The organism is Pullulanibacillus pueri (genome assembly GCF_014639255.1).
GTDB lineage: Bacteria > Bacillota > Bacilli > Bacillales > Sporolactobacillaceae > Pullulanibacillus > Pullulanibacillus pueri.
The window spans coordinates 20,637-45,415 of record NZ_BMFV01000005.1 but is presented as its reverse complement, the minus strand read 5'-3'; the positions used below and the strand labels follow the sequence as shown (position 1 = coordinate 45,415).

Annotated in this window: 20 protein-coding genes; 15 read left to right on the top strand and 5 right to left on the bottom strand. The window is 41.1% G+C overall.

Going from position 1 to position 24,779, the window contains the following annotated elements:
• Positions 1 to 23: 23 nt before the first annotated feature.
• The 10 genes from IEV91_RS04780 to IEV91_RS04735 are packed head-to-tail and all read left to right on the top strand — an operon-like array spanning position 24 to position 10,084.
• Positions 24 to 674 carry a hypothetical protein gene (locus IEV91_RS04780; protein WP_188496275.1) on the top strand — a complete coding sequence of 217 codons (651 nt, stop codon included), beginning with the start codon at positions 24 to 26 and terminating at the stop codon, positions 672 to 674.
• A gap of 37 nt (positions 675 to 711) precedes the next feature.
• Positions 712 to 2,826, top strand: a complete 2,115-nt coding sequence (locus IEV91_RS04775; protein ID WP_188496274.1) for a DUF5702 domain-containing protein — start codon at positions 712 to 714, stop codon at positions 2,824 to 2,826.
• A 19-nt stretch (positions 2,827 to 2,845) separates the two neighbouring features.
• Entirely contained in the window at positions 2,846 to 3,457 is a 612-nt protein-coding gene (locus IEV91_RS04770) for a DUF4352 domain-containing protein (RefSeq protein ID WP_188496273.1), read from the top strand.
• Between the two features lie 25 nt (positions 3,458 to 3,482).
• Complete coding sequence (locus IEV91_RS04765; protein WP_188496272.1) at positions 3,483 to 4,145, top strand: hypothetical protein; 663 nt, start codon at positions 3,483 to 3,485, stop codon at positions 4,143 to 4,145.
• Between the two features lie 35 nt (positions 4,146 to 4,180).
• Positions 4,181 to 4,750 (top strand): TadE/TadG family type IV pilus assembly protein, encoded by a 570-nt coding sequence (locus tag IEV91_RS04760; RefSeq protein ID WP_188496271.1) that lies wholly within the window; start codon positions 4,181 to 4,183, stop codon positions 4,748 to 4,750.
• A gap of 15 nt (positions 4,751 to 4,765) precedes the next feature.
• On the top strand, positions 4,766 to 5,284 hold the full coding sequence (locus IEV91_RS04755) for an A24 family peptidase (protein ID WP_188496270.1): 519 nt from the start codon (positions 4,766 to 4,768) through the stop codon (positions 5,282 to 5,284).
• Between the two features lie 19 nt (positions 5,285 to 5,303).
• Entirely contained in the window at positions 5,304 to 6,818 is a 1,515-nt protein-coding gene (locus tag IEV91_RS04750) for a DUF6382 domain-containing protein (RefSeq protein ID WP_188496269.1), read from the top strand.
• Between the two features lie 2 nt (positions 6,819 to 6,820).
• Complete coding sequence (locus IEV91_RS04745; RefSeq protein WP_188496268.1) at positions 6,821 to 7,750, top strand: PP2C family protein-serine/threonine phosphatase; 930 nt, start codon at positions 6,821 to 6,823, stop codon at positions 7,748 to 7,750.
• A 35-nt stretch (positions 7,751 to 7,785) separates the two neighbouring features.
• Positions 7,786 to 8,682 carry a serine/threonine protein kinase gene (locus IEV91_RS04740; RefSeq protein ID WP_188496267.1) on the top strand — a complete coding sequence of 299 codons (897 nt, stop codon included), beginning with the start codon at positions 7,786 to 7,788 and terminating at the stop codon, positions 8,680 to 8,682.
• A 43-nt stretch (positions 8,683 to 8,725) separates the two neighbouring features.
• Entirely contained in the window at positions 8,726 to 10,084 is a 1,359-nt protein-coding gene (locus tag IEV91_RS04735) for a type VII secretion protein EssB/YukC (protein WP_188496266.1), read from the top strand.
• A gap of 907 nt (positions 10,085 to 10,991) precedes the next feature.
• Here IEV91_RS04735 and IEV91_RS04730 read toward each other — a convergent pair.
• Positions 10,992 to 12,410, bottom strand: a complete 1,419-nt coding sequence (locus tag IEV91_RS04730) for a zinc ribbon domain-containing protein (RefSeq protein WP_188496265.1) — start codon at positions 12,408 to 12,410, stop codon at positions 10,992 to 10,994.
• Positions 12,411 to 12,975: 565 nt separating this feature from the next.
• Positions 12,976 to 14,607, bottom strand: coding sequence for an aryl-sulfate sulfotransferase (locus IEV91_RS04725; RefSeq protein ID WP_188496264.1), 1,632 nt, complete (start codon positions 14,605 to 14,607; stop codon positions 12,976 to 12,978).
• Positions 14,608 to 14,817: 210 nt separating this feature from the next.
• Between IEV91_RS04725 and IEV91_RS04720 the strand changes: the two genes are divergently transcribed.
• Entirely contained in the window at positions 14,818 to 15,246 is a 429-nt protein-coding gene (locus IEV91_RS04720) for a cell wall hydrolase (protein WP_188496263.1), read from the top strand.
• A 111-nt stretch (positions 15,247 to 15,357) separates the two neighbouring features.
• Here IEV91_RS04720 and IEV91_RS04715 read toward each other — a convergent pair whose 3' ends face one another.
• From IEV91_RS04715 to IEV91_RS04705, 3 genes are read right to left on the bottom strand one after another with little or no spacing between them, the layout of a single operon-like run.
• Positions 15,358 to 16,920 carry an AMP-binding protein gene (locus IEV91_RS04715; protein ID WP_188496262.1) on the bottom strand — a complete coding sequence of 521 codons (1,563 nt, stop codon included), beginning with the start codon at positions 16,918 to 16,920 and terminating at the stop codon, positions 15,358 to 15,360.
• 41 nt (positions 16,921 to 16,961) lie between these two features.
• Complete coding sequence (locus tag IEV91_RS04710; RefSeq protein ID WP_188496261.1) at positions 16,962 to 18,128, bottom strand: acyltransferase; 1,167 nt, start codon at positions 18,126 to 18,128, stop codon at positions 16,962 to 16,964.
• A gap of 40 nt (positions 18,129 to 18,168) precedes the next feature.
• Positions 18,169 to 19,542: an MFS transporter gene (locus tag IEV91_RS04705; protein WP_188496260.1), complete on the bottom strand. Its 1,374-nt coding sequence runs from the start codon at positions 19,540 to 19,542 to the stop codon at positions 18,169 to 18,171.
• A gap of 383 nt (positions 19,543 to 19,925) precedes the next feature.
• Here IEV91_RS04705 and IEV91_RS04700 point away from each other — a divergent pair, with 383 nt between their 5' ends.
• The 4 genes from IEV91_RS04700 (at position 19,926) to IEV91_RS04685 (ending at position 24,527) form a co-directional block, all read left to right on the top strand.
• Positions 19,926 to 20,840: an NAD(P)/FAD-dependent oxidoreductase gene (locus tag IEV91_RS04700; protein WP_188496379.1), complete on the top strand. Its 915-nt coding sequence runs from the start codon at positions 19,926 to 19,928 to the stop codon at positions 20,838 to 20,840.
• 246 nt (positions 20,841 to 21,086) lie between these two features.
• Positions 21,087 to 21,467 (top strand): nucleoside deaminase, encoded by a 381-nt coding sequence (locus tag IEV91_RS04695; protein ID WP_308420011.1) that lies wholly within the window; start codon positions 21,087 to 21,089, stop codon positions 21,465 to 21,467.
• Positions 21,468 to 21,497: 30 nt separating this feature from the next.
• A complete protein-coding gene (locus IEV91_RS04690) occupies positions 21,498 to 22,241 on the top strand; it encodes a sulfite exporter TauE/SafE family protein (protein ID WP_188496259.1) in 744 nt (247 codons plus the stop codon).
• Positions 22,242 to 22,295: 54 nt separating this feature from the next.
• A complete protein-coding gene (locus IEV91_RS04685; protein ID WP_188496258.1) occupies positions 22,296 to 24,527 on the top strand; it encodes an FUSC family protein in 2,232 nt (743 codons plus the stop codon).
• Positions 24,528 to 24,779 lie beyond the last annotated feature (252 nt).

The window sequence follows — 24,779 nt, the reverse complement described above, 5'->3', positions numbered from 1 at the left end:
CTTGGAAAGGGGGGCATGGTTGAATGGTCGCGTTCTTAAATCAACTTCGAAAAAAAGAATCGGGAAGCTTCACAATTGAGGCCTCCCTCCTTTTTCCTATTTTATTAATCCTTACGATTTGTTTATTGCTTTTAAGTATTGTGGTCTATCAGAAGGCAGTGCTCCAGCAACGCGCAGGATTAATTGCCAATCGTGTCGCTTATGTTTGGAATAATAGTCAAAAAAATATAGATGGAGATTTTCGAACGTATACAACCGATGATCGTGGGGATGGTTTGTATTGGCGTATGGCGGATGATCAATTTTTATCGCAATTCGGCATTTCTATATTTAGTGGTCATCATTCTGAGGTTACCATTGGCAGCTCAGGAGGGGGATTGATTGGAAAGAAGCTTGGGAAAGCCTCCAAGGCACTTTTACCCCCGGGGTCAACCGGTACCATCTCTTATAATAATAGTGTATTCTCACGTGACATTACCGTTAAGTTAGAAGAACCACTCCACTTTCCAGGTTCGGCCAAAAAACTCTTTGGTATTGATTTTGTTCGGGCAAATTCCAGTGCTTCGGTGACAGAGCCTACAGAATTCATTCGGACCACAGATTTATTAATAACTTACTTTAAGGAATTACAAGAGAACTTTAATTTAATTGACCGATTTAGAAAGAAAAAGTGAGTTTTGATTTTGCGGCCCATGGGTACGGAGGGGTGGAATGAAAGGGATAAAAAAGTTTTTTGTTAACGACCAGGGTGCAGTTTCTGTTTATTTAATTATTATTACGCTATTATTCTTTATTTTTAATGCCGTTCTCATTGATTTTGCTCGCGTGCTTGTCGCGCAGAAAAAGGTGGATACGGCAGCAAGGGCGGCTGCCCGTTCAACAATGGCTTCTTTCGACTCAGGGGTAAGAAAGTACGGCTTGTTTGTTATGGATGGTGATCCCCAACAAGACTTTCAAACTCTATTTGAAGAGAATTTAAATGTTAATGAAGGGCGCTTTTATCATTTCGCAAGCCCTAGGCCAGAAAAAAGTAGTGTCATAGAGGAAAAAAATTACACATTATTAAATGAGAGTACCCAAAAAAATCAGATTTTGGAAGAAATGAAGTACCGCGCTCCCATTGAGTTTATCAAGGAAATTGTTGACCAATTTACCCAAGTCTCAGAAGGGGTTGAATCGGCATCGGAATTTGCCCATGCCGCCTCAGAGATAGAGCAAGATGTCAAGGATCGAACAAAAAAGATGGATGAAGTGGAAGAGCATTTAAAAACTGCCAAAAAGGAATTGGGCAAAGCGAATGGGCTACTTTCCGATAAACCCTCGGGTAGTGATTATCCAGAGGTGAAAAATTTGGCAGATATTATTGAGAAATATCCGACCTTTAATTCAGGGGATGATAAGGATAAGGATGCTGAATATGTTGATAAATCAACGGTGCTGCTAGGTAAATTAAAGGTTGCCTATGATAAGAGCAATCAAGAGCTTGACGATGCATTAACAGCACTAGAACAAGTGAAAAAAATCAATAAAAAAATAAAAGATAAATTAAAAAGTACCCACTCCGCTAATGAGGATAATTACGGTGGCGTAACAGAGGCCATTCCCGATAATGCCACAGGCTCAACGGGAAGTGATGCCAGTCAAATTGATAGTTTAACAGAGGATCTAAATAACTATGTTTATGGTGATGATTTCTTCACGGAGTTGAAAACGAAGATTCAAAACGCTAAGGATGCGATAGGCACACGAGAAGATCAGAAAAGCCTGGCTGGTGCTTATACACTATTATTAGCCTTTATAAGTGTCCAGCATGATTCTGATGATCAATTAAGTGTTCTTAGCCAAGCGATGAAAAGATACTTTAAAAACGCCGATCAGGCTATTGGTGAGGCCATCAGCTATCTGCAATCGAACAGAAAGGTACCAAAGGGTGGAGACGAGGAAAAACAGCAAGAGGAAGCAGAAGATGAGGCTAAGGACAAGATGGATGAGGGCAAAGAGACTCTCGATAAGCTTGTCAAAGGCGCTGATTTGGCGAATGATCGATACATCTATGATGCACTGCAAGGGTTATTGAAAAAATATGACGCCGCTGATGATGAGATTCATCCACAAATTGATCTCGATGACCCTGAAGATTCGGCAAATGATATTTTATCTATGGTGGATAAATTATTCGGGGTTTTAGGAGATGTCTTAAAGGCAGGCAGAGATCGTGCTTATATTAATGAGTATATTTTAACACACTTTGTAAGTTCAAAACCGTTCTCGCCATCAGATGCTGAGAGTTATTTATTTGAAAATAAACAGGTGGAGTATATCTTATATGGCATCAATAAGCCAGGGGCAAATTATGCTGCAGCCTACACTGAATTATTTGCTCTGAGATACGCTTTGAACTTTGTTTATGCCCTTACTCAAACGAAATTCCCCTTCCCATTAGTGACTTTTATTGTTGCCGCTGGAGAGGCGTTTATTTATACAGTTGATGATATGACGAAGCTCGTTGGGAATAAACCCCAGAGTGTTCCGGTTTATCGGAGGCTGAGGGGGGTTGAGTTTGATTATAAGGATTATTTAAGACTGTTCCTCTTTATGCATCCAGGTGAAGACAATCGCTTAAGAAGATCATTGGCAGTCGTGGAGGAAGAGACGGGCACAGATATTTCAAAAGCACCGACTTATATCGGAGGAGAGGCGAAGGCTTCTGTTGATCTATGGTTCTTACCTACCGCGATGAAACTTATTAGCGATGTAGGGGCTATTAGTGGCGATGTAAGAGGGGGACGCTATTATATTACTTCTAAGGTTGCTTATTCCTATTAAACAAATTGGAGTGAAGACGATGAAACTAAACATATTGAAAGTGACACTAGGCATTCTCCTATGTCTAAGCGTGCTAATGGCGTGTTCTGATCAAGGAAATTCTGATCAGAGTAGTGGGAAAAATGATCCATCAGCAACAGGACAAAACAATGATAATAATGAAGGGCAGTCAGAGGCGGATAACAAGGATGATGGGCAACAGAGTAAGCTTCAAATCGGTGATACGGGGACAGTGAAAATCGAGTATCAAGGGACTTTCAAAGTCACACTCGAATCAGTCGAGCAAAAAGAAAAAATAGGGAGTGAAAATCCCAATAATGATGTGTTTCTCGTCGCCAAAGTAAAGGTTGAGAATGTTGGTAAGGAGGCTATGGATCTTGAGGATTTAACCGGTTTTGTCGATCTATTAGACCTTGGGAAAAACGGTGGAAGTGCACCAGATTATGCTAACCAAATACAAGGTGTTCAAGATCCACTGAGTAATAAAGGGCAACTTCAACCAGGGAAAACTGCTGAAGGTGACATGGTCTTTGATACTTGGAATACCGATAACTATCAATTTGTTTTTGGACACGCGAATTCGCAAGTCAGTAAGACAATATGGGCGTTTACAAAGGATGAATTGAAATAGGATGTTGTAGGAGAGGATGGAAGCTTTGAAGTTAAAACTACTATTGGCCTTAATTTTATCCGCAGGGACATTAATAGCTTGTAGTCATAATGAGGATAAGTCGGTAAATAAAAATGAGAATACGGCCGTTGACTCTGCCAATAAAGTAAACAGTGGTAATACTGATGAGGCAAATACACAAGAGGATAATCCTGAGAAAGCAGAAACGGATTCAAAAGAAGATCCTGAAGCTAATAATAAAATGGGCCTGTCGATTGGTGACTCAGCTGTTTATAAACATATTATTGGTACCTATAAAGTGACTTTAGAATCGGCAAAGCTCCTCGAACAATTGGGTGATGAAAAACCTTTTAATGATATTTTTGTTAAGATGCAAATCAAAATTACGAATGTAGGTAAAACCAAGTTTACAGTTGCAGATATATTTGATCCTGTCCTATTTGCAGGGGACCTACAGCCAAATGAAGATCAAGATAATGATAATGGCGTACCCAATATTGCTTATGGACTGGGTCAAAAAGATGACTTGATGAATGATGGGACAAATCTTGAACCAGGGGAATCGACAGAAGGCGTCCTTGCTTTTGATACCTATACTAATACCTTTTATACACTTGGATTTTTTAACGATTATGAGGAATTAGAAGGGAAGGCCTCCTGGAAGGTCACAAAAGAGGAAATGGAATAATGAACGGATTGAACTTGTGAAATGAGGTGCACAAGTTGTTAAGGTTTTTAAAAGATAAAAGGGGAAGCATGACCCTTGAAGCCGCTTTGATTGTGCCTATCTTTTTCCTATTTGTTATCTTCTTAATCATGTTAATTCGCATTTCGGTTGCACAGATGGCCCTTGATCGCTCTGTCTCTGAAACGGCTGAAGTCATTGCTACCCATGCCTATCCGGCAGGGTTAGCTGCCAGTGCAGCTGAAGGGAAAATTGATGATTTCATTCAAGAAAAATCAATGGGAACGGTGGATTTAGATAAGGCGAAGGCATTGCTTGATAAGGGATTGCAAAATTTAGGCATTAATATTGGAGATTCACTTAATGGTCTATCAGCATCAGCACTCAATCCTATTGTCCAAAAGCAATTTAAAGACACCATAGGCGACTTTTTTGATTCTCACGATGTTAAGGTCATTAAAGCCGATGGTCTTACAAGCCTTACAGCAGGAAGCGACGCTCATATTGATATTGTGGCACAGTACACTATGGATATGTTTGTCCCTTTTGTAAATAAGAGTATCATTTTAAAAAGTCGCGCTTATGAGAAGCTTTGGGTGGGGTCATAGAAAGGTGGAAAACAATTGACATTGGACGTCAGTGACTATCTATTATTTCTTTTTATTATTATTGCGTTTATTTGGGATGTGAAATATAAAAAACTGCCGAATCTCTTAACCTTTGGAGGCATGGCGATAGCCTTGGTCATTCACCTTATCTTTGATCACTTGGAGGGTTTCCTCGCTTCAAGCTTAGGGCTCTTGGTTGGCGGTGGCGTGATGTTGATCCTTTACTTCTTCCGAGCCGTAGGTGCAGGTGATGTGAAGTTATTTGCTGCAATAGGGGCTTTTACAGGCATACAGCTTGCTTTGTATTCGATGATGTATTCCATTATTTATGCCGGGATTATTGGACTGATTATTCTATTATGTACGCGTCAATTTATGATTAGAATGATGAACGGCCTCCTTGAGGTTTTAAATAGTGTCACCTCCCGTAGTTTTAAAGCATTAGAAGAGTATAAAAGAAAAGAAAGCTTACGATTTCCGTTTATGTATGCAGTGCTACCTGCTATTGTCACCACTTATTATTATTTTATTTGATCTAAAGGGGGTAAAGAAGGTGAAAACAGAGCTCTATGGCTTTCAATATGATTTTATCCAAAATAACGGGCACTCTATTGTTTTTACGGAAAGGCAGGGAAAGCCTTTAAAGGTTGAGGATATTAATAGCTTACAAAGAAAAATGATTGAGTCAAATACCATCCCACATCTTTTACCTTTAGAAGTCGAAGAAATCGATTTTCGAGTGCGTGTCTATTACAATCTCACCGCGAAGAGAATGCTGACGCCTTACTTAAAAGAAAAGTCACTATCTATGAATGAGTACTATACACTATTCCTCACGATCATTTCGACGCTTGAGGATAGCCGGCTCTATATGCTAAGTGACCAACAGTACGTTTTAAAAGAAGACTTTATTTTTATCGGTAAAAACGTCCAGGATCTCTATTTAACTTATTTACCTTTTAACGACATTGAAGGCAAGAATGAAAGCTTAGAAGATGTAAAGGCCTTACTTCTTAATATTGCCGGTGAGGTTCAAGGCTTAATGGGAGGTGCCTTTAAACATGTGCTTCACTATATCAAGGATCCCAATTTCAACTTATCCGGTCTAAAAGCGCTTATTATGAAATTACAAGCGGCACAAACGCAGCCCCATGCGATGTATGCGGGAAGTGAAATGGCATCAGCGCTTTATACTCATGGTCACTCGGAAAGTGCCCCAGCTTTTAATGGCGAGCATCAACGAAGTTCTTCCGCCTCCCAGCAAGCAGAGGCTTCGTCGTCTCAGTCTAACAAACAGGAGAAAGCGACACTGAAAGGGGCATTACCTCCGTTAACCTCACGTGAACGCACGTCCTCAATTTTAATGGTCGTTTTATCATTGGCCATTCTCTGGAAGCTTTATGATGCCTTTACTGTCCCGACAATGCTGTATATATGTAGCGGTTTAAGTGGTGTTGTCATCATTCTCTGGCTGATGTATTGGAAGGTCTGGAGGCCTGGAGTAAAACGGCAAGAGGGGCGTGAAGATGTTCCCCGACCGAAGGGAATAAGTGCCGGAAACGTACCAGGTAGGGAGCCGTTATTTGCAGAAGGAGTGGCTTACTCGCCTTATTCTCAACCACCGATCACCGATTTTCAGATGAGCCCTGCCTTTGCTGAACATAACAGTACCTCTTCCCCTTTATCAAAGGATGATACGGTGATGCTGGGGGATGCTTCAGAGGTCCTCACAGAGAGTCGTGAGCAGAAAACACCATCTACTATACGGCCCTTCTTAGAAGTTATAAGAGAGGGTAATCAGAAAGAGAAAGTGAAGCTTGATACGGATCACTTTGTCATTGGCCGAAATGCTGAAGCGGTCCAATATGTTGAAAATAGCATTGGGGTTTCCCGTGCTCATATTGAATTTGTTCATTTGGATGGGACTTATGGGGTAAAGGACTTAGGTTCAAAGAATGGCACACAATTGAATGAAGAGCAATTGGTCCCTTATAAGTTATATGCTTTAAAGGATCAAGATAAGGTCTTTATTGGCAAAGTTGAGTACATTTTTAGGATGGGGACTTGATCATGCACGGACAGGAAACCCTTTGGCAATTTGGTGTGGCATCTGAAACAGGGCCTAAGAAAAAAAGAAACGAGGATCGAGCACTTGTGAGGCTTGAACATGATCATCAGGGCCATGAAATAGTGATGGCAGTTGTTGCGGATGGAATGGGTGGCTATCAAATCGGTGACGTGGCCAGTCATTTAGCTATTGAAAAGGTCAATGACTGGTGGGAGCTCAAGATAAAAAGACTTTTAAAACGACGCTTCCCAAAGGATAAGCTTGTGAAAGCGTTGAACCAACTCTTTTTAGACATTAATGACGCCTTAATAACAATCGGGGAGGAGGAAGGCATAAAACTAGGGACGACGCTTTCCGTTATATTGTTATATAAAGGTGAATTTATTTTAAGCCATGTGGGTGACAGCCGCATTTATCAGCATAAAGGGAGTTCCATTGGTTTTCAAAATTTTTTCCGGAAACAGGCGGAGCTTCAGGGTTATAAAGGTATGGGTCAGGAAACAGAGGTTTTGGAAAGAGAGGCACACTTTGATCAGTTAACGGAGGATCATTCCTGGGTTAATACTCAGGTCAAAGCGGGACGACTGACAAAGGAAGAAGCGCGAACCCATGAGAAAAGAAATGTTCTGTTACAAAGCTTAGGTATTGAGACGCTTGTTCATCCTTTTATAAAAATAGGAAACTATCAACCTCATGATATTTTTCTCTTATGTAGTGATGGATTCTATTCTACCTATTCAGACAAGGCAATTGCTCAAATTTTACAAGAGATTGAGGAGGAACATGGGGACTTACAGGCGATTAGCCAACACTTCGTTCAATTGGCATGTGATAGAGGCAGTCAGGATAATATCACTGTGATTCTACTCCGACATATGTATGTTCGTCAGCAAGCACCCTTTACTCATGCTAAAGGGTTTAGGAGATTATAGACAGGATAGGAGAAACAGAAAGCTGAGGGGAAAGCATGGGGCGTGTTGAAGGACAACGGCAGGCAAAAGAGCCTCTTAATGGTCGATACAACATTATAAAAATCATTGGGTCAGGGGGGATGTCTACGGTTTACTTGGTTGAGGATAGCGAGTCTGATGGCAAACGCTGGGCGATTAAGGCGTCCTCTGTAGCAGCAAAGGGTTATAACCAGCTAAAAGGAGAGGCCCAGATACTGAGCGAATTAAATCACCCCCACCTTCCATTAATCGTCGACTATTTTTCATCAGAAGATCACCGCTATTTCTACCTTGTTCAAGAATACATCGAGGGAAAAACCCTTTTACAACTCCATGAGGAAAGCCAAGAAGGGCTGGATTATAAGGATATTGTCCACTATTGCTTACAGATCAGTGGAGTGCTCGATTATCTCCATCGGAAGAAAGTAATTTATAAGGATCTTAAACCGGGAAATGTCATGGTCACAAATACCGGTGAAGTGAAGCTCATTGATTTTGGGACCTCTAGAAAATTTGATGAGCGTAAATTGGCGGACACCCTACAGCTTGGTACTGTTGGTTTCGCGGCTCCTGAACAATTTGAAAAGCAGCAAACGGATCATAGAACCGATCTCTTTTCATTAGGGGCGATGATGTACTTCTTACTGAGTAATGGGAAATATGTTTATACGACGCAAAAGCCATTGAACACACTGCATCGCCATCTACCCAAAAGCCTGGTTAGTCTTGTTCATGATTTAATTCAATTAGAACCTAGCAGGCGTTGTCAAACGGCAAAAGAGGTGCAAGAGCGGCTTAAGGCGATTGAGGAAGAAAAGCCGAAACTTTTGAACAAACGCTTATTCGTTGAATATAGTCTATCACTCTTATGGCTGATGGGTGTTCTCGTCTATATTTTAATGAATAGAACTTAAGATATCTGATAAGAGTGGAGAAGAATCAGAGGTGGAATGAACCATGGAAAGACAGTTTAAGCTCGGTACAGGGACTGTTAGTTATGAGGAAGCACATTGGGTCTATCATCTTCCAAGGCATCAAGTAACTGTTGAACAGTTGGATGAACTCAATCCTTTAAAAGAAAGAGACGCGCTTTTCTTTCATTGTTCGGATATACATATGGATGAGAAAGGTCTTTCCCTTTATTACACCCCAGAAAAGGGCTATATTCCCTTATCCCAAATATCGAGTCATCATGTATTAGAACGGTTAGCCGTCGCGGAAAGTCTCCTCGAGATCTATAAAATAGTCAACACCAATTACACGACGCTTATAGATCCCGATAATATCTTTTTTAACAAGGCAGGCAAGGCTAAATATTTCTATAGAGGCTGGCGAACATTATTGCCAGCGGATGCATCGAATGAAGATGAGCTGCTATTTCTCATGAAGTGTTTATTTATTTCTATTTTTTCAGACCATGAGTTTCAAGAGCTGCGAGCGTCACAGCTGCAGCTCAATGGGAATGAATCTGCTTTTGTTCATGAGATCGCCTTAGCCAGAACAATCGATGAGTTATCCATTCTATGTACGAAGGAAAGGGAAAAAGAGCATAAGCGTCTCATCAGTCGAAGGAATAAAAGGCCAAGCCAGCGTCCGGCGACCGTCTTTGCTTTAGGTGGGCTGTTAGTGGGTCTATTGGTGGGAATTGGGCTCATGTATTTTCTTCAAGTCCTACCAGCACAGAGTACGGCAACCGTGGCACTTAAGCAAATGGATAAAAAGGGAGATGCCGTTCAGGAGACCGAGGCAAAGTTGTCTCAAGCGGAAGCTTTGTTGGAGGGCTATCGCCTGGCAAGGGAAAACGAGTCATCAGAGGCGGTGGCGGCTTTTGAATCGCTAAAAACATTAAATGAACAAGATCAAAAGACTTTAGTTGAACAATACATGGCGCTGGGGGATCCAGAGTCTTTACTCAAAGCGGCTAAGTTAGATCCAAGCGAGCAAGTGACGATAGTAGGAAAACTCGTGGCAATGCAGACGGATGAGGCTAAAGAAGCGATTAAGGACATGCCGTCTGAAGAACCTAGTGTACAGCTAGAACAAGCCTGGCTCAATCAAGATTATGAGCAAGTGCTTGCACTCTATAAAGAAGCGGGGAGCAAACGAGCGAGTGAATTGGCGATAGAAAGTGATTTGAAGCTTGATCATTATACAGAAGCTTATGCTATGGCCAAAGGGTTAAAGGATAAGGCCATACAACTAAAGGTGGAAGAGGCTTATTTAAAATACACTAAAGCTGATGATTCGTTATCTACTAAAGAAAAAAAGGCGAAGGTGAAGAGCATTGAGAAAACCATAAAGGGTTTAAAGGATTAAAAAATATCCGACAAGGATACAGAGTCCTAGTAAAAAAATAAAGATGGGCAAGCCTTCAATAATCATTCTTTTTATCGTGAGTGTCTGCTGATGGTTTTGAGCCTTTAGGGAAGGATATATAGTGTTTTTTGAAGATGCGTCTTTGTATAAGGGACTATCCTTTAATAACACCGTATCGTCATTTTCCATTTTAATTCTCCTTTTGAAGAAGGGCATGTATTGACCTTCTTCTTTTTTTTAGAAGTACGAAAGTATAAATTTTGGTTGACCCCACTTTAGGCTGCTCGCTTTCCTCATGCCCACAGGACTATGGAAAACTTCTAGGAGAATAATCCTCGCAGAAAAATCGTATTTTTTACGATTTTTTGATGTGGGTAGGGTCGGCGTTCGACTCGATTTGGGTCCCCGAAAAGTGTTCTTTACTTTTTGGGGTGGTAATGATGTACTAGCTTCGGCGTTGTCACACGGATGGACGGTTTTAGTCGAAGTTCCTTAAGGACGTGACGCATTTAGCCGATCGTCCTTAATGGCCCCAGCTAACTTTTGGGATGGGCATCGATTTTCCCAAGTGGATCTTCGGACACGTGCTGTTCCCGAAGGAGTCTCGCACCTTCCGTTCCAATTAACTCAGTTGCTACGCTGCCTTTCGGTAAAAACCTTTTCAATTTCTCAACGAAGACCTTGCCGTTTTCCAGACTTTTATGAAAAACGGTAACCAAGTCGTCTCGCTGATCCCCGTTTTACTATAAAATCAGAATTTAGCGGAAGAACTTATAAGGGTAGCTTTAGCTTTTTGCCATTAAGATTTGGCGACAACCCTAGTGTGAGTGTGGAAGTAAGAACATTAGGCTGTACTTAATGAGGTGGTAAGGATAAGCCAGATGTTCTCACTTTCGGTCTGTGTTTTTTAAAAGTTAAAAGCCTTTGTTTGCTTCGCGTCTTTAGGGAAGTCATGATCAAAGCTATAGGAGAGCTTCCAGTTTTTGTCCTTGGGGACATAGGCCACGCTTACAAGGAGCTGTTGCTCGATGGTTTTTTTATTAGTGTCTACATGATAAGTAAACTTAGCAGGGATTTGGACAACATACTCTTTCTTGTAATTAGTTTCGTAGTCAAGGTTGTCTATAGCATATTCTGTTTTCATCAGTTTAGCGTTCTTCCACCCTTTTGTTGCTCCCATATATTTAATTTCCGTCTCCAGATCTACGAGATAGGATTTATCAACATTTTGATATGCTTCCACGCGCTTTTGACTATTGGCTTTTGCTCTCTGTTTAGCGAAGGTATTCATTGTCTCGAGCATGGTATTGATGGTGTCCTTATCAAAAGGGGTGAGTTGAATTGTATAGTCGGTTTGATCTTTAGTAACCTGTATCGGTTCACTTGTCACGGTTCCCCATGGAAGCTTTTCTGATTGTAAAGCAAACGTGGTTTCGGGGTCTACTGGACCGAAATGTTGAATGTCAGCAGCCTGTAGGTCTGTTTCTTGGCTGTTAATGAGCACTTTTGCATGCGGAGCATTTGTATGTAACTCAATTAATTGCCCTTTAAGATCAAGATCAACACTTTGCTCTAAATCTTTAGGCGACGTTAGTTCAACTGTCTGTTCATCATGAAGCTTAGCATAATCACCAGACCAGCTTCCCTCTATTTGATATTGACCGGGAAAAAGGTGATCAAAGGTGAGTGCCTGCTTGCCATCATAGGTTTTGGTCTGACCATTGACGGTGACATTAGCTTCTGCTCGAACGGGATTAATGGTTAAACGATAAGGGTCCACTGCAAACGTATAAACTTTAAATAGCCCCCATTTTTTATGCTTGTAAATCTTTAAGTCAAAGAGGGAAGAGTAAACGCCATGGCCTTGCCCTTGAGTCTCGATATCTTTCAGGATGTTTTTCTTTTCATTGGGGTGCTCTTTGAGATAGTCTGTAAAAGGCTTGACAGATGCCTGAGTTATATTGGTATCCCCTGAAGTATAAATAAGAAGATCTGCTATTTTCGAGGCGTTTTCTGTTTTAATGGCTTCTGATAAGGTTTTCGCAGCATGAGAACGGCCATAATGATTGGCCATTACCAAGTAGGCGGTGACCAATAGAATGATAACCATGACTCCCGACCCCATACCAATCCATGCCTTTCTGCTAAGTCGTTTTTGAGATGCTGGTGTGTCTTGGGGTGGAGAAGGGTGCTCTGTTGAAGCTACTTGTTCCTTGGCCGAAGTCTCTTCACGGCGTAATGCTACCTTATCGCTCTTCATCCCACACGATTTACAATACTTTTCATGCTCATTTAATGCTTCTCCGCAATTTGAACAGTAATGCAATCACTAAGTCTCCCCTTTCTGGATTTATGGCTTATATAAAATGGAACATTCTAGAGGAATGTTGATTTTTTCAGGGTCATGAAATTTAAGAGTTGAAGTAAAAGGCGACGTAAAACATAGTCATCGCTACAGAAATACACTACACCTTCCGCGGGCAGCTGGTGATCTCCTAATATGAACGAAAATCCCCCACTCAATTTGGGTGAAAGGGACGGGTGTTGATTTCAACTCCATTCCACTGGATTGCTGTCGACGTTTTTTGTTCGTTAACTGCATCTTATGTGCAGGTACAGCGCTCTTTTATTAGTTTCACCCTGTTTCGTGCGCCTCCCTGTTAATTTCAATCTATATCAATAACAACAAACGATATGCGCCTTGAGCGATAGAATAAAACAATAGATGTAAGTTCCGTTACAGGCCGACAGTTTTTTAAATATATGAACATTATTTAATATTAGCATAAAAGCAGGGAGGGGAAATCCTGAAAAAGGATGGGGGCTTAAGTCCTATAAACAGAAAAGAAAACCGCCTCTTAATGTCTCTAGAAGCGGTTGGTGATCGGTTATTATTGATGATCTTCTATATCAAAATTCCATTTATCGGGATATAAGGGCATTCTGAGTGCGCGGTAGATTTGTCTGTGACTATCTGCTTTAAATCCGGTGACGTCTAATTCAAAAACCACCTTTGCGGGCTGACTGTCTGTGACTTCTACAATATTACTTTTCATACCGTTCTGGCTTTTAATATAACCAGAGGTAATGAGGCGGTCGCCGGTCTTAGGAAGGAAATCATCGTCTCCTACAATTGTTGAAAAGAAGTCCGTGCCGCGTGACTTGCCAAAATCCCAAACCTGTTTCACGGTCATATTTTTCTCATCAATTCTATATTGAACGCCTTGACTGAACTTTTGGCTTACGCTCTTATTTCCTCTAGTGATCACATTATTGTTGTCAAACATCAGGATATCAAGGGTATCGGGATCGTGATCTTGATCAGGCATGGCCATTACTGAATGTTGCCCCCCTGGGTATTTAAAGTCTGTTCCAATGGGGGTTAATAATTTGTCTTGTTCCTCTTTTGGCCAGCCTTTAGGGTCTGCTAGAATCCATTTAATTTTACCTTCAGGATAGCTGAGCTTCATGATGGTGTCTTGGTGGCGACTTGATATGATAAGGCTATGATCACCTTGGTCATACCATAACGCGTTTTGGTGTAACCAATCCACTTCATCGTCCGTCACCCCGGGACCATCATATTGCTTGTAAAAGCTTTTGGGGAAAATACTTTTCATATCTAATGTCCGTACCGCTTTTCCACTGTTTTTATCAATTTCCATCATGGTGTCCTCGATGTACTTTGACCCATCATGAATCGTAACTAAAAAATTGCCATTGGGAAGTTGGATAGCATCGTGATGAATGACGTCTGAATTGGTATAGTTTTTTACATTAATCGTGTAGGCATTATAAACCTTTCCCAGTAAATCCATTTCAAGCAGTTCTTTATATTGTCCGGCCTTTTTGGCTGCAAACAGGATGTTTCCATTTTTTAAGCGTTGAAAGACATGTTCATTAGATAAGGTGCTATACCAACGGACATCACCATGACTATCGACTGCATAAGCATATTTACTACTAGGTGTTAGAAAGGTTAAACCCTTCTCCATTTTATCGGGCTTCGACGTGACGAGTGTGGTTTGTAAGAAATCGTTAGGCAAAGCCCCTGTCTGAATGCTGAGTGTTTTTTCTGTATTTTGTCCTTTTTTATTTTTCGCTTGTAGGCTTACCTCATTGGCTTTATTAGGGTAAAGACCAAGCACCGGAATTTCATGTTTTGTTTTATAGCCGGAAATCGTCTTTTTTATAGTTGTATGTGGGTTAGTCCCTTTAACCGTCACCGTTATTTGGGTAGGTTTGTCAGTTGTAAACATGACAAGAGCACTAAGAGGGCTCGTTCCGTATGGATTGACTACAACGTATGGATCCTTGATTGAATAATTTTTTTTCTTATAATGATTTAAAATCAACGCCTCATTATCAGCTTGTTGATTCACTTGTTCATTGTCTTTCTCAGAAGATAGCGCCCCTTTTGAAGGCGTGTATTCTGTAGAGTTCTCTTTAAAACATAAAATGAAAAGACAAAGGATTAGAGCGATAACTAGAACCCCTATGAGGATATACCTTAATTTTCTCATATGGTTTACCTCCAAACTTATGACCTGAGGCTTTTTGTTCCTTAGAAGGGTAATGCTTCACTAAAAAAGTGTACTCTAATTCTAAATAAAGTTGGCAATTACCGTTGTAATTACATATTTTAAGCAAGAGAGGAATAAGACTATGATTGCCAATGGATGATGTTCTTAATAAGGACTTAGTGTAATAAAATATATTGGGAGGTGTTTGGCATGGCAGTGATTAAGGCGACGGATTCGGATATCGATCTTCTTGCGCGGCTGCTAAGGGCTGAAGCAGAGGGGGAAGGTATTGTTGGAATGCAGCTTGTAGGAAATGTCGGAATCAACCGAATTAGAGCAAACTGTTCCGATTTTACGGGGCTTCGAACGATTCCACAAATGGTGTTTCAACCCCATGCCTTTGAGGCGACCATCCATAGTTATTTTTATCAAAGGGCAAGACCACAGGAAAAGCGTTTGGCGAGGAAGGCTGTAAACGGCTTGCAACATTGGCCAGCGAAGTATAGTCTTTGGTATTTTAGACCACCGGGAGATTGCCCACAAACATGGTATGATCAACCTTTTGTAGGGCGCTATAAATTACATTGCTTTTACGAACCGACAGCAGAAACCTGCCAAAACGTTTACAATACCTTTTAAAAATGAAAGTACATGATTATGCGGTGATGATAAATAGAGGGATGACTGAGAAAAAGTGAGAGGGCAGGATGCTGTAATCCTTCCCTCCTTTTATTCTATTAGCGGGTAGGGTTAATGACTGTCCACCTTTTGTCTAAGGAGTTCTTGTTCCTTGAGGCGAAATCTTTGTATCTTTCCAGTAGGTCCTATAGGGATCTCGGATACGACATGGATTTCTGATGGACACTTATAATGGGACAGGGCTCCTATGCAATGAGCGTGAATATCCTGAATGAATACCTTTTCGTCAACGGTGCTCGTCGTGGGTATAATGTAAGCCACAACTTTTTCCCCATATAAAGGGTCAGGCAGTCCAATCACGGCGACATGTTTGACAGTTGATAATTTACGAATTTCATCTTCGACTTCATAAGGACTGATTTTTTCTCCACCGACATTAATCATTTCCTTTTTTCGCCCCACAATATAGACATAACCTTCCTTATCTAAATAACCAAGGTCGCCTGTGTGGAACCAGCCTTCCTGAAAATCATTTTGATGATCAGCTTTTTCATAATACTCAATGACATTATTCCCACGGATAGTAATTTCTCCAACTTTATTAGGCGCAAGAGGCTGGTTGCTTTCGTTGACGATTTGTAAGTCCAGACCTACCGGTAATCCTACAGAGCCGAGTATTCTCTTATTGGGAGGAATAGGGTTGATACAAATCTGGCTGGCAGCCTCTGTCATTCCATAGGACTCAATAATAGGAACCCCAAATTTTTGTTCAAATCGGCGAGCATGCAGCATAGGAAGCTGTGCCGATGCTGAACGGACAAAACGCAAGTGCGTGGGCGCTTGGGTTGGACCATCGGAGGTGAGAAGAATTGCGATAATTGTGGGTACTGCGGATACCCATGTTACCTGATGTTCTTGAATAGTAGGCCAGAATCGTCTCACGCTAAACTTCGGTGCAAGGACCACGCGTCCTCCCGAAAGAATTGTCGAAAGAATGGAGACCACTTGAGCATTAATATGAAACAGAGGCAGGAAACTATAAGCGACATCTGTTGTATCAAGTTGATGGGATACAATAATATTGTTAGCACTTGCAAGCAGATGACGGTGTTTTAAACCGACTGCCTTCGGGTTCCCTGTTGTTCCGGAGGTATAAAGTAAAACACCTACAGTCTCTTCGGAGGGAAGAGGGTGATCACCTGGTGTTTCACTAACAAAGGGGGAGTGTTCAATCCAGTTTGTATTTGATAATGTATAGGTTTTTAAAGGAAGCGGTGAGTCCATGGCTTCTGCAAGGAAAAGATGCGTCAAACCTATTGAGGTGTCAGTATTCTTTTTTATAAGTGTTAAGTGTTGCTCTTCTACAAAACCACAAGTCGGTTGGCAACGCTCTAGGAACTGAATGAACTCAGATTCAGGCATTTTCGGGTTAATAGGTGCCACAGCAGCACCGTATTCAATAATAGCTAGATAGGTGACAACGAAGGCATAAGAATTAGGGTAACTCAGCAAGATACGCGCTCCGGGTTTAATGCCTGCCTTGAAGAGCATATTCTTTATAATGGTCATGTCACGATAAAAGTCTTGACCTGTGATCCACCGCTCCATGTCATAGAGACAGGGTAACGGTGAATGAGCCAGACGTTCGTGGATGCGTTCGGTAAGCTGAGACATAGAAGCATCTCCTTTTGAATAATATAGTTTAATAGACAGTTTTAAGTGTTTTTAACAGCTGGGCTTTCTTTATACTTGCGTTGGAAAAGCTTTGATTTTCGTCCGACGCAATAGGAAAGCAGCGGTATTCGGTTCAAGCAATAGGCAATAAGCATCGATAAAAAATAGACAAATAATATGCCAAAAGGAATAGAAATAAAAAAGAGTGTGCCTTCGAGTTTAGGTACCATCATTTTTAACAAAAATAATGCGAAAGGCTGTACAAGGAACATGCCAAAAGAGCACTGTGATGCTAAAGCAACGAAACGACTAAAGGTCTTCATGTTCGGCTCAGTCCGACGCTGAGCCCATCTTAAACCTAAGTAAAGCATCACTGCGATGATGATAAAGCTATAGGGAACAAAGATGGGTTGCTCCACCATTTCGGCTTTATGGTCTGTCTCATGAAGGACGATGCGATTGAAGAAGTAATGTGCCCACATGATTAGGACACTGGTTCCCAATGTCACGTACAAGGCTCTTGCATGAGAGGTGATAAAGGCAACAATTTTTTCATAATGGCATGCGAAAATACCGCCAGCAATAAACCAGCACTCATAGGTTAAGACAAAGACACCGTAATGACCGGCAAAGAGTTGTAAGAGATAAGGCCAATGGGATGTATCGAGCGGTGGAAGTATAAATTTATAGAATCCCATGAGTAAGAGTTGAAAGATAAAACTCCCAATGAAAATAGGCACATGCCATCTTTCAAACTTTCTAAGGGCGTAAAGTAAGGCAGGGAAAACAATATAAAATTGAAAGCTGACAAGAACATAGTAGATATAGAATTCATCGCCGCTCACCAAAGCGTGTAATAAATGTTTAAAAAAGCTTAAGAGTGACCCATTGTAAAGGCCATGACCAAACAGCACGTAAATAATATTGAAAAATACATATGGTATAGCGATGAGTAAAAGACGTTTTTTCCAGAACTTCAATGTGTGGAACTCACGTCGATAATAAGTAATAAATAAGACAACACCTGTGATGAACATAAATGCCATACGAGTAAAGTGCATGGAGGAATGAATAGTCGCAATCGTAATAAAAGATGGCGTCCAATCTTCTAATTGCGAAAGATAAACCGACACACTATGGACAGAGAGTACTCCAAGCATAATAAAGGTGCGCATTAGGTCTATTTCGTATAAGTGTTTTTTCTGCATGGGCTACCCTCCTCAATAAAAGATTAAATCATTTGTTTTTCTACTTATTTACTGCTGCGGATTCAAGTTGCTCTAATGTCGCTTCTTTTGTTTCTGGAGAAAAGAGCAGCTCAACAAATATGGCGACAAAGGCCACAGCGGCAACCATATAAAATCCTATTGTCATACCATTTTTTAAATTCAAGATCAGGGGCATTGCGTAAGATCCGACAACCCCTCCAAAAAAACGTCCAATAGCTTCTACTGTGGCTGTTCCTGTCGTGCGTAGGAGTGTTGGGTATTGTTCCGCATACGACATTTTAAGTGCTGGGAAAGTCCCTGTGCCAAAGAATGACATGAAACAAGCGAAGAGCAGCATAGACACGGCAGTAGTCGCTAACCCAAAGAATAAAGAAGCCACCCCAGCCATCCCCATAAAAATAAAGTACATCATTTTACGTCCCAAAAACTCAGAGAGATAACCGTTTAAAAGTTTACCAGGAATCGCAGCAGCTGTGATCACAGCGGTAAATAATAGCGAATCGGCAAAAGAAAACCCATTAGAACTGAATAGAACGGGCATATAGGTGTTCACTATGTAAAACATAAAGAAAGCACCTGTTGCTGCGAGAGATCGAGAGACAGTGCGCTTAAAATAAGGGTGTTTCCATGGTGCTAACGGCGTGACCTTAACACGCTGCTCAGTCGGTCGCTCATAGATGATTTCGGGTTCAGGTAATGGATTCCCTGTTAAATCCACGACTTGTTTTTCAATGGTCTGCATGATTTTTTCAGCCTCTAAAAAACGCCCTTTCTTAACCAACCAACGTGGAGATTCAGGAAGAGCAATATGGATGAGATAGGCGTATAAAATCGGAAGGCTTGACACAATAAAGAAGAGTCGCCACGACATAGAACTTTCGATATGTGGCAAAATCAACAGCCCTAATAAAGGCGCTATAAAATAACCAACAGATAAACATGCATCCATAATCCCATTAAATAAGGCGCGCTGTTTCTGTTTTACAAATTCACTCACTATGGCATATGGAAGTGGGAACACAGCACCCATACCAAATCCAGACAGAAAGCGGAAACATAAAAGAAAGCCGTAATTAGGGCTGAACGCACAAAATAAGGTAAAGAGACTGTATTCAATAATCCCTAAGATTAAGATGCGTTTTCTTCCCCAGCGGTCAGACAAGAAGCCAGCCGGAATGAGGCCAATAACAATGCCCAATGTAGAAGACGCTGTTAATAATCCCACTTGATTTGCTGTTAAGTGCATAGATTGTTTTAAAGGATCAAGGACAACCCCTAATGAGCCGATGCTGAGGGATTCTATAAACCAAGCCAATCCAGCGAGTAGAACAATCTTCCAAGTGAACCGTGTGACAGGCAAGCGTTCTAACCGTGCAGGTATATTCCTATTCATTTAAATCAGGGTCATTAGATTTATAAAACATCTTCACTGCCCATTCCCTTCTTTTAAAAAAATAAGTTGAATAGAAAGCCCTTTTTCATTAAATAAAGAGAATAAAAATTGTCATTAATAAAGGATAGAGAGGATAAAAAGGCTTCTAAATATTAGAGAAGTTTTAGACTAGGGAAAGTGACATTTCTGTATTTTTTACATATTTTTTTTCTGAACTTTAAAAGAAGTAGAGACGGCCTCTCTTTTGATAAAAAGGTGTGTGTCATTCATCCTATTGGGGAGACTAGGAGAGATAGAACCGAGGAGGTGGCATGCTTATATTGTACGGAAAGTCGAGGCTTTAACGAGGAGTAAAAGAATATATGACAAACGGAGTGTTTAGTATGATATTTGATAGCATCATCATTGGCGGTGGTATATCTGGTTTACAGGCTGCCATTCAATTAGGGCGCTATGGGCATCGGGTTTTGGTGTTTGACTCTAACCAAGGGCGGTCTAATCTCTGCCAGTGCTACCATAATCTTTTGGGATGGCCAGAAGGTGTGAGTGGGCAATCCTTACGTGATATTGGAAAGGCACAGGCCGAACGTCTAGGCATACAATTTTATAGTGCCAAAGTGATAAAGGCGGTAAAAAAAGAGACGTACATAGAGATAGAGGATGAAGGCGGTGCTAAGTACAGGAGTCAGACGCTTTTACTAGCGACAGGCGTAAAAGATAGAATGCCACTTTTTCAAGAATTGAAGCCCTGTTTAGGGATCAGTGTGTATATTTGCCCGGATTGCGATGGTTATGAAATAAAAAATCAAAGAACGATTGTTCTCGGTTCTGGAAATCCCGGGGCACAAATGGCGTTAACCCTTACTTATTTTACTGATGAATTAATGTATGTGAATCACGAGAGGGCGCCAATAGATGAAGATGTTATCCAACAATTAGTTGAGAAGAGTATTCCTTATTATAATGAGGGTGTCCGAGAGGTGTTCGCTAAAGGTGCGGCATTTAAAGGGGTCTTATTAGAAAATGGACAGAGGTTAGATGCCAATCATGCTTTTTCCGCTTTTGGAGGGAATGAAGTGCGGTCGGACCTTGCTGAACAGTTAGGCGTAGAGTTACATCACAATAAACATATCAATACTCATCCGAGAACTAAAATGACGAATGTTGAAAATGTTTGGGCAGCAGGCGATGTCACTGTGCACTCGGAGCAAGTCGCTATTGCTATGGGGGACGGACTTCAGGCAGCCATTTGGATGCATAAGCAACTTTTGAAAATGATGAAAGGTGGGAATGGGTAGGAATAAGGGGGGATTCTCTCATTCTTACCTTTTAAATAAGGAAAGGTATTCTTGAGTGAAAACCTTTACTGTCTTGTTTTGTATGAGATAATTTAAGAAGAGATACATAATAACAAAGAGATCACGTTTATCTCATTTTACAGGGGGAGATTTCATGAGCAACAAGCACGCCACTTATTTATCGAAAGCGGTTGCCTTAGCTTCACAAAATGTCAGAAACCAAGGGGCCCGTTTGGTGCTACCCTTGTGAAGGGAGATGAGCTCATTGCGACGGGCGTCAATCGTGTGACCGATGATTGTGATCCTACAGCCCATGCTGAGGTCATGGCCATCCGAGCGGCATGTCAAAAATTGAAAACCTTTGATCTTTCCGGATGTACTCTATATACCAGTTGTGAGCCTTGTCCTATGTGTTTAGGCGCCATTTATTGGGCTCGTTTAGATGCTGTGTATTATGCAGCCAATCGGGTGGATGCCGCTCATGCTGATTTTGATGACGATTTTATTTATCAAGAGGTCCCTATTTCTCCCGAGAAGCGATCGCTCCCTTTTATTCATCTACCTCTTGATAATGCCATTGAGCCTTTTGCGCTTTGGGGAAGTCTAACGAATAAAGTGCCTTATTAATTCAGAGTTGGTTAAAGGTGGGGAGAGCCTGTGGACTTTGGCATTCTTGAGTTGCTTATTGGACTGTTAGTGGGCTTGATAATTGGTTTTTCAAAAACGGGGATGCCCAGTCTAGGCGTGTTAGCGGTTGCTATCATGGCGATTGTTTTTCCAGCTAAAGCCTCGGTGGGGTTATTAGTCCCAATGTTAATAGTCGGCGATATTTTTGCGGTCACCTATTACCGACGCAGAGTGATATGGAAGTATTTATGGCAAGTGATGCCGTGGGTTATTGTTGGATTAATTTGTGGGTTCCTCGTACTGGATTATAGTGGTAATAAGCTATTACAGATCTTAATTGGGGCCATTGTGCTCATTTTGTTAGTGCTTCATCTTATCAAAGCCAGAATGGATCAGAAACTAGAAGCTAAATTAGATGGTTCCTTATGGTTTTCGGCAATTTTAGGGATATTAGCGGGTGTTACAACGATGATTGGCAATGCGGCCGGGGGAATTATGAGTATTTACCTCTTGGCGAAGAAGCTTGATAAAGATGCATTTGTAGGAACTGGGGCTTGGTTTTATCTCTTTGTGAATGTTATAAAGGTGCCTTTCCATGCTTCCCTAGGCTTGATAACATGGCATACACTCCATTTTGATATTTTGATGATCCCGGCTATTATTGGTGGTGCTCTCATCGGAGTGATTGCTCTAAAGCGGGTTCCTCAGGAGTGGTTTCAGCGTATTGTCTTAATATTAACCGCGATTGGTGGGATCCGTTTACTCTTCGGTTAAATCCCATGAAGGTGTTGGTTTAGACGTGCTGTCATCCAATGGTATAATAAAAATATGAAGCAAACAATCGTAAATCTAGAGAAAATACAATATTGGTGGGTGCGTTTTTCAGCCTCTGACCCTGGGCATATTCGTTTGCATTGGGCTTCAAAAACCATTCTAAGTGTCATCATTGCCGTTTCCGTGATGGGCTTTATTGCTTTTCGTGCAGGCAATATCCCTGTTACTGTGATCATATTCTCAGGGGTTCTGGCGATGTTGGGGAATGTGACGGTTAATGATGATACGATTGAGCAAAAGCGAATAACCACGCTTTTACTCCCCTTTTCTAGTGCTATAGCGCTTACCGGGGCCACGTTCATGGCCACGTTGGGGCATGTCTTTGTTGATGCGTTACTTTTGATTATTATTTTTTGCGCGTTATATTTTCAACGGATAGCCAGTCGCTATTTTTCAATATGTATGGTCGCCTTTATGTCCATTTATTTTTCGGCGCTATTACAGGTGGGCCCTGCGCAATTGGGCTGGCTTTATGTTGCGATTATTGTGGGAATAACTAGTGCTTTTTGTATGAATTTTATCATTTGGAGGGAAAGGCCAAAGAAAACGCTAGAACGAGCGGTCGATTCTTTTCGCATCCAAGTGAATTTAACCCTTGATCTTATTATGGAAATGATTGCGGAATTACAGCTCGATCCTGAGAGGGTAAAGCGGCTCAAGCATAATGTAAGCAAACTAAATGAATATGCCCGAACCGTATCGGACCAGTTTGATTCCGATGAGGACTTAATACATTGGAAAAATATTGAGCCACGGACTATACGACTCTATATTTTTAATGCTGCCATGCTTATGGAAACTCTGTCTTCTGCTGTGAGTCAATTAAAAATGCATCATGCCTTTGAGCATGAAGCTGTTCGTTTGGTATTGCTTCAACTCATGCGCCGACTCCGAGAAGTCAGTTTTATTGAAAGCCGTCATAATCATGGGGCTTTATTAGAAGCTGAGGATATTTTAGTTCAATTTAAACAGAAACTTGGCCATTTACGAACGGATAATAAGGAAAGTGAAAATTGGCTTTATTTATTAAGGCGGATTCAGTCAATAACAGAGCATCTTATAAAAGGAATTCATAGGATCTATGAAATCCGCGATAGGACTCCAGTGCCAGAAAATAGGCCCCCATTGGAAGAGAATGAGTCACTTCTTGATCAAGAAAGTGATAAAAAACAAGGCTTATATCCTGAAACCAAGAAGGCGATTCAGGCGGTTGTGGCGGGTGGTCTTGCCATTACTTTTGGCTATTGGCTGTCACCATCTCATAAATATTGGATGCTCTTGGCTTCATATCTTGTTTTTTTAGGTACGGCCTCTGTGGGGCGCACTTTTGTTAAGGCCTGGCAAAGGTTTTTAGGGACATTCCTTGGGGCTATTCTAGGTTTTGTTTTGGATAGTCTTATCTCGGGTTTTCCCGTGGTTGAAATTCCGCTGCTATTCTTATGCATCTTTTTAGGTTTTTATTTGATTAAGATATCCTATACTTTGCTGAGCTTTTGGATCACCATGATGCTCGCAATAATGTATAATTTGCTCCTTGGTGGCATTAATGAGCAATTATTATCTGCGCGTGTCTTAGATACACTGATTGGTGCCGGCCTCGGCACTTTGTCCACAGCCTTTCTCTTACCGCAAAGGACAAAGGATAAGGTCGCTGAAATGATGGTTGAATTCTTAATGACGCTCAAAGAAAATACAATGGTTCATTTGCGTGCATACAGTCAAGAAGGGGTGCAGAATCATCATCTTGACTATCAAATCTTTTTGTTAGCCAGTCAACTGCAAAAGGTGAGGGATGAAGCAGAACCGTTAACTAAACCACGGCTTCGTTTCAATCCATCCGCGACGCTATCAAGTGAAATAACAACATTAACGGCTATAAATTACTATGCTAAACACTTAGTGGCTTCTTCAATCCGTACAAAAAAGCAGTGTTTGAATGACAGATTAAGACAAACCATTGAGCAAGTTAACGAGCGTCTGAGTGAAAATATTGAGACACTTTGCCAGTTGCTTTCAGGGGATAAAATAAACCACCCCATTGTCTGGGATCTTCAAAGGGAGCGAGAGATTATTGAGCGCGGACCGGATACTGTTGGTGATCGCAGACTGGCAGAACAACTGATTAATGATCTTTATTATATATGGCGCATCAATAAAAGCATCTTATACTTGGCAAGGCTATTGGGTGCAAAGAAAAAAACAACTGAAAATGAGCAAGAACATTAACGAAAATCAAAGACCTCTCTTTTGAGGATGAGTCTTTGATTTTTTTTAGGGGAAAAGGATCTAGATTATTTGAAGGCCACTATCAAAACGCTTCCTAACAAGGAGACCGATTATAAATGGACACCTAGCTTTGCAAAAGAAGTAGTCAGATTCAAAAAAAGCTTTTTCCTTTCACATTAAGATTGCATCACAGGAGTGTGGAGTAACAAGTTTCTTTTATTAAAAGCTAATTTTTTCCTACATATACTTTTT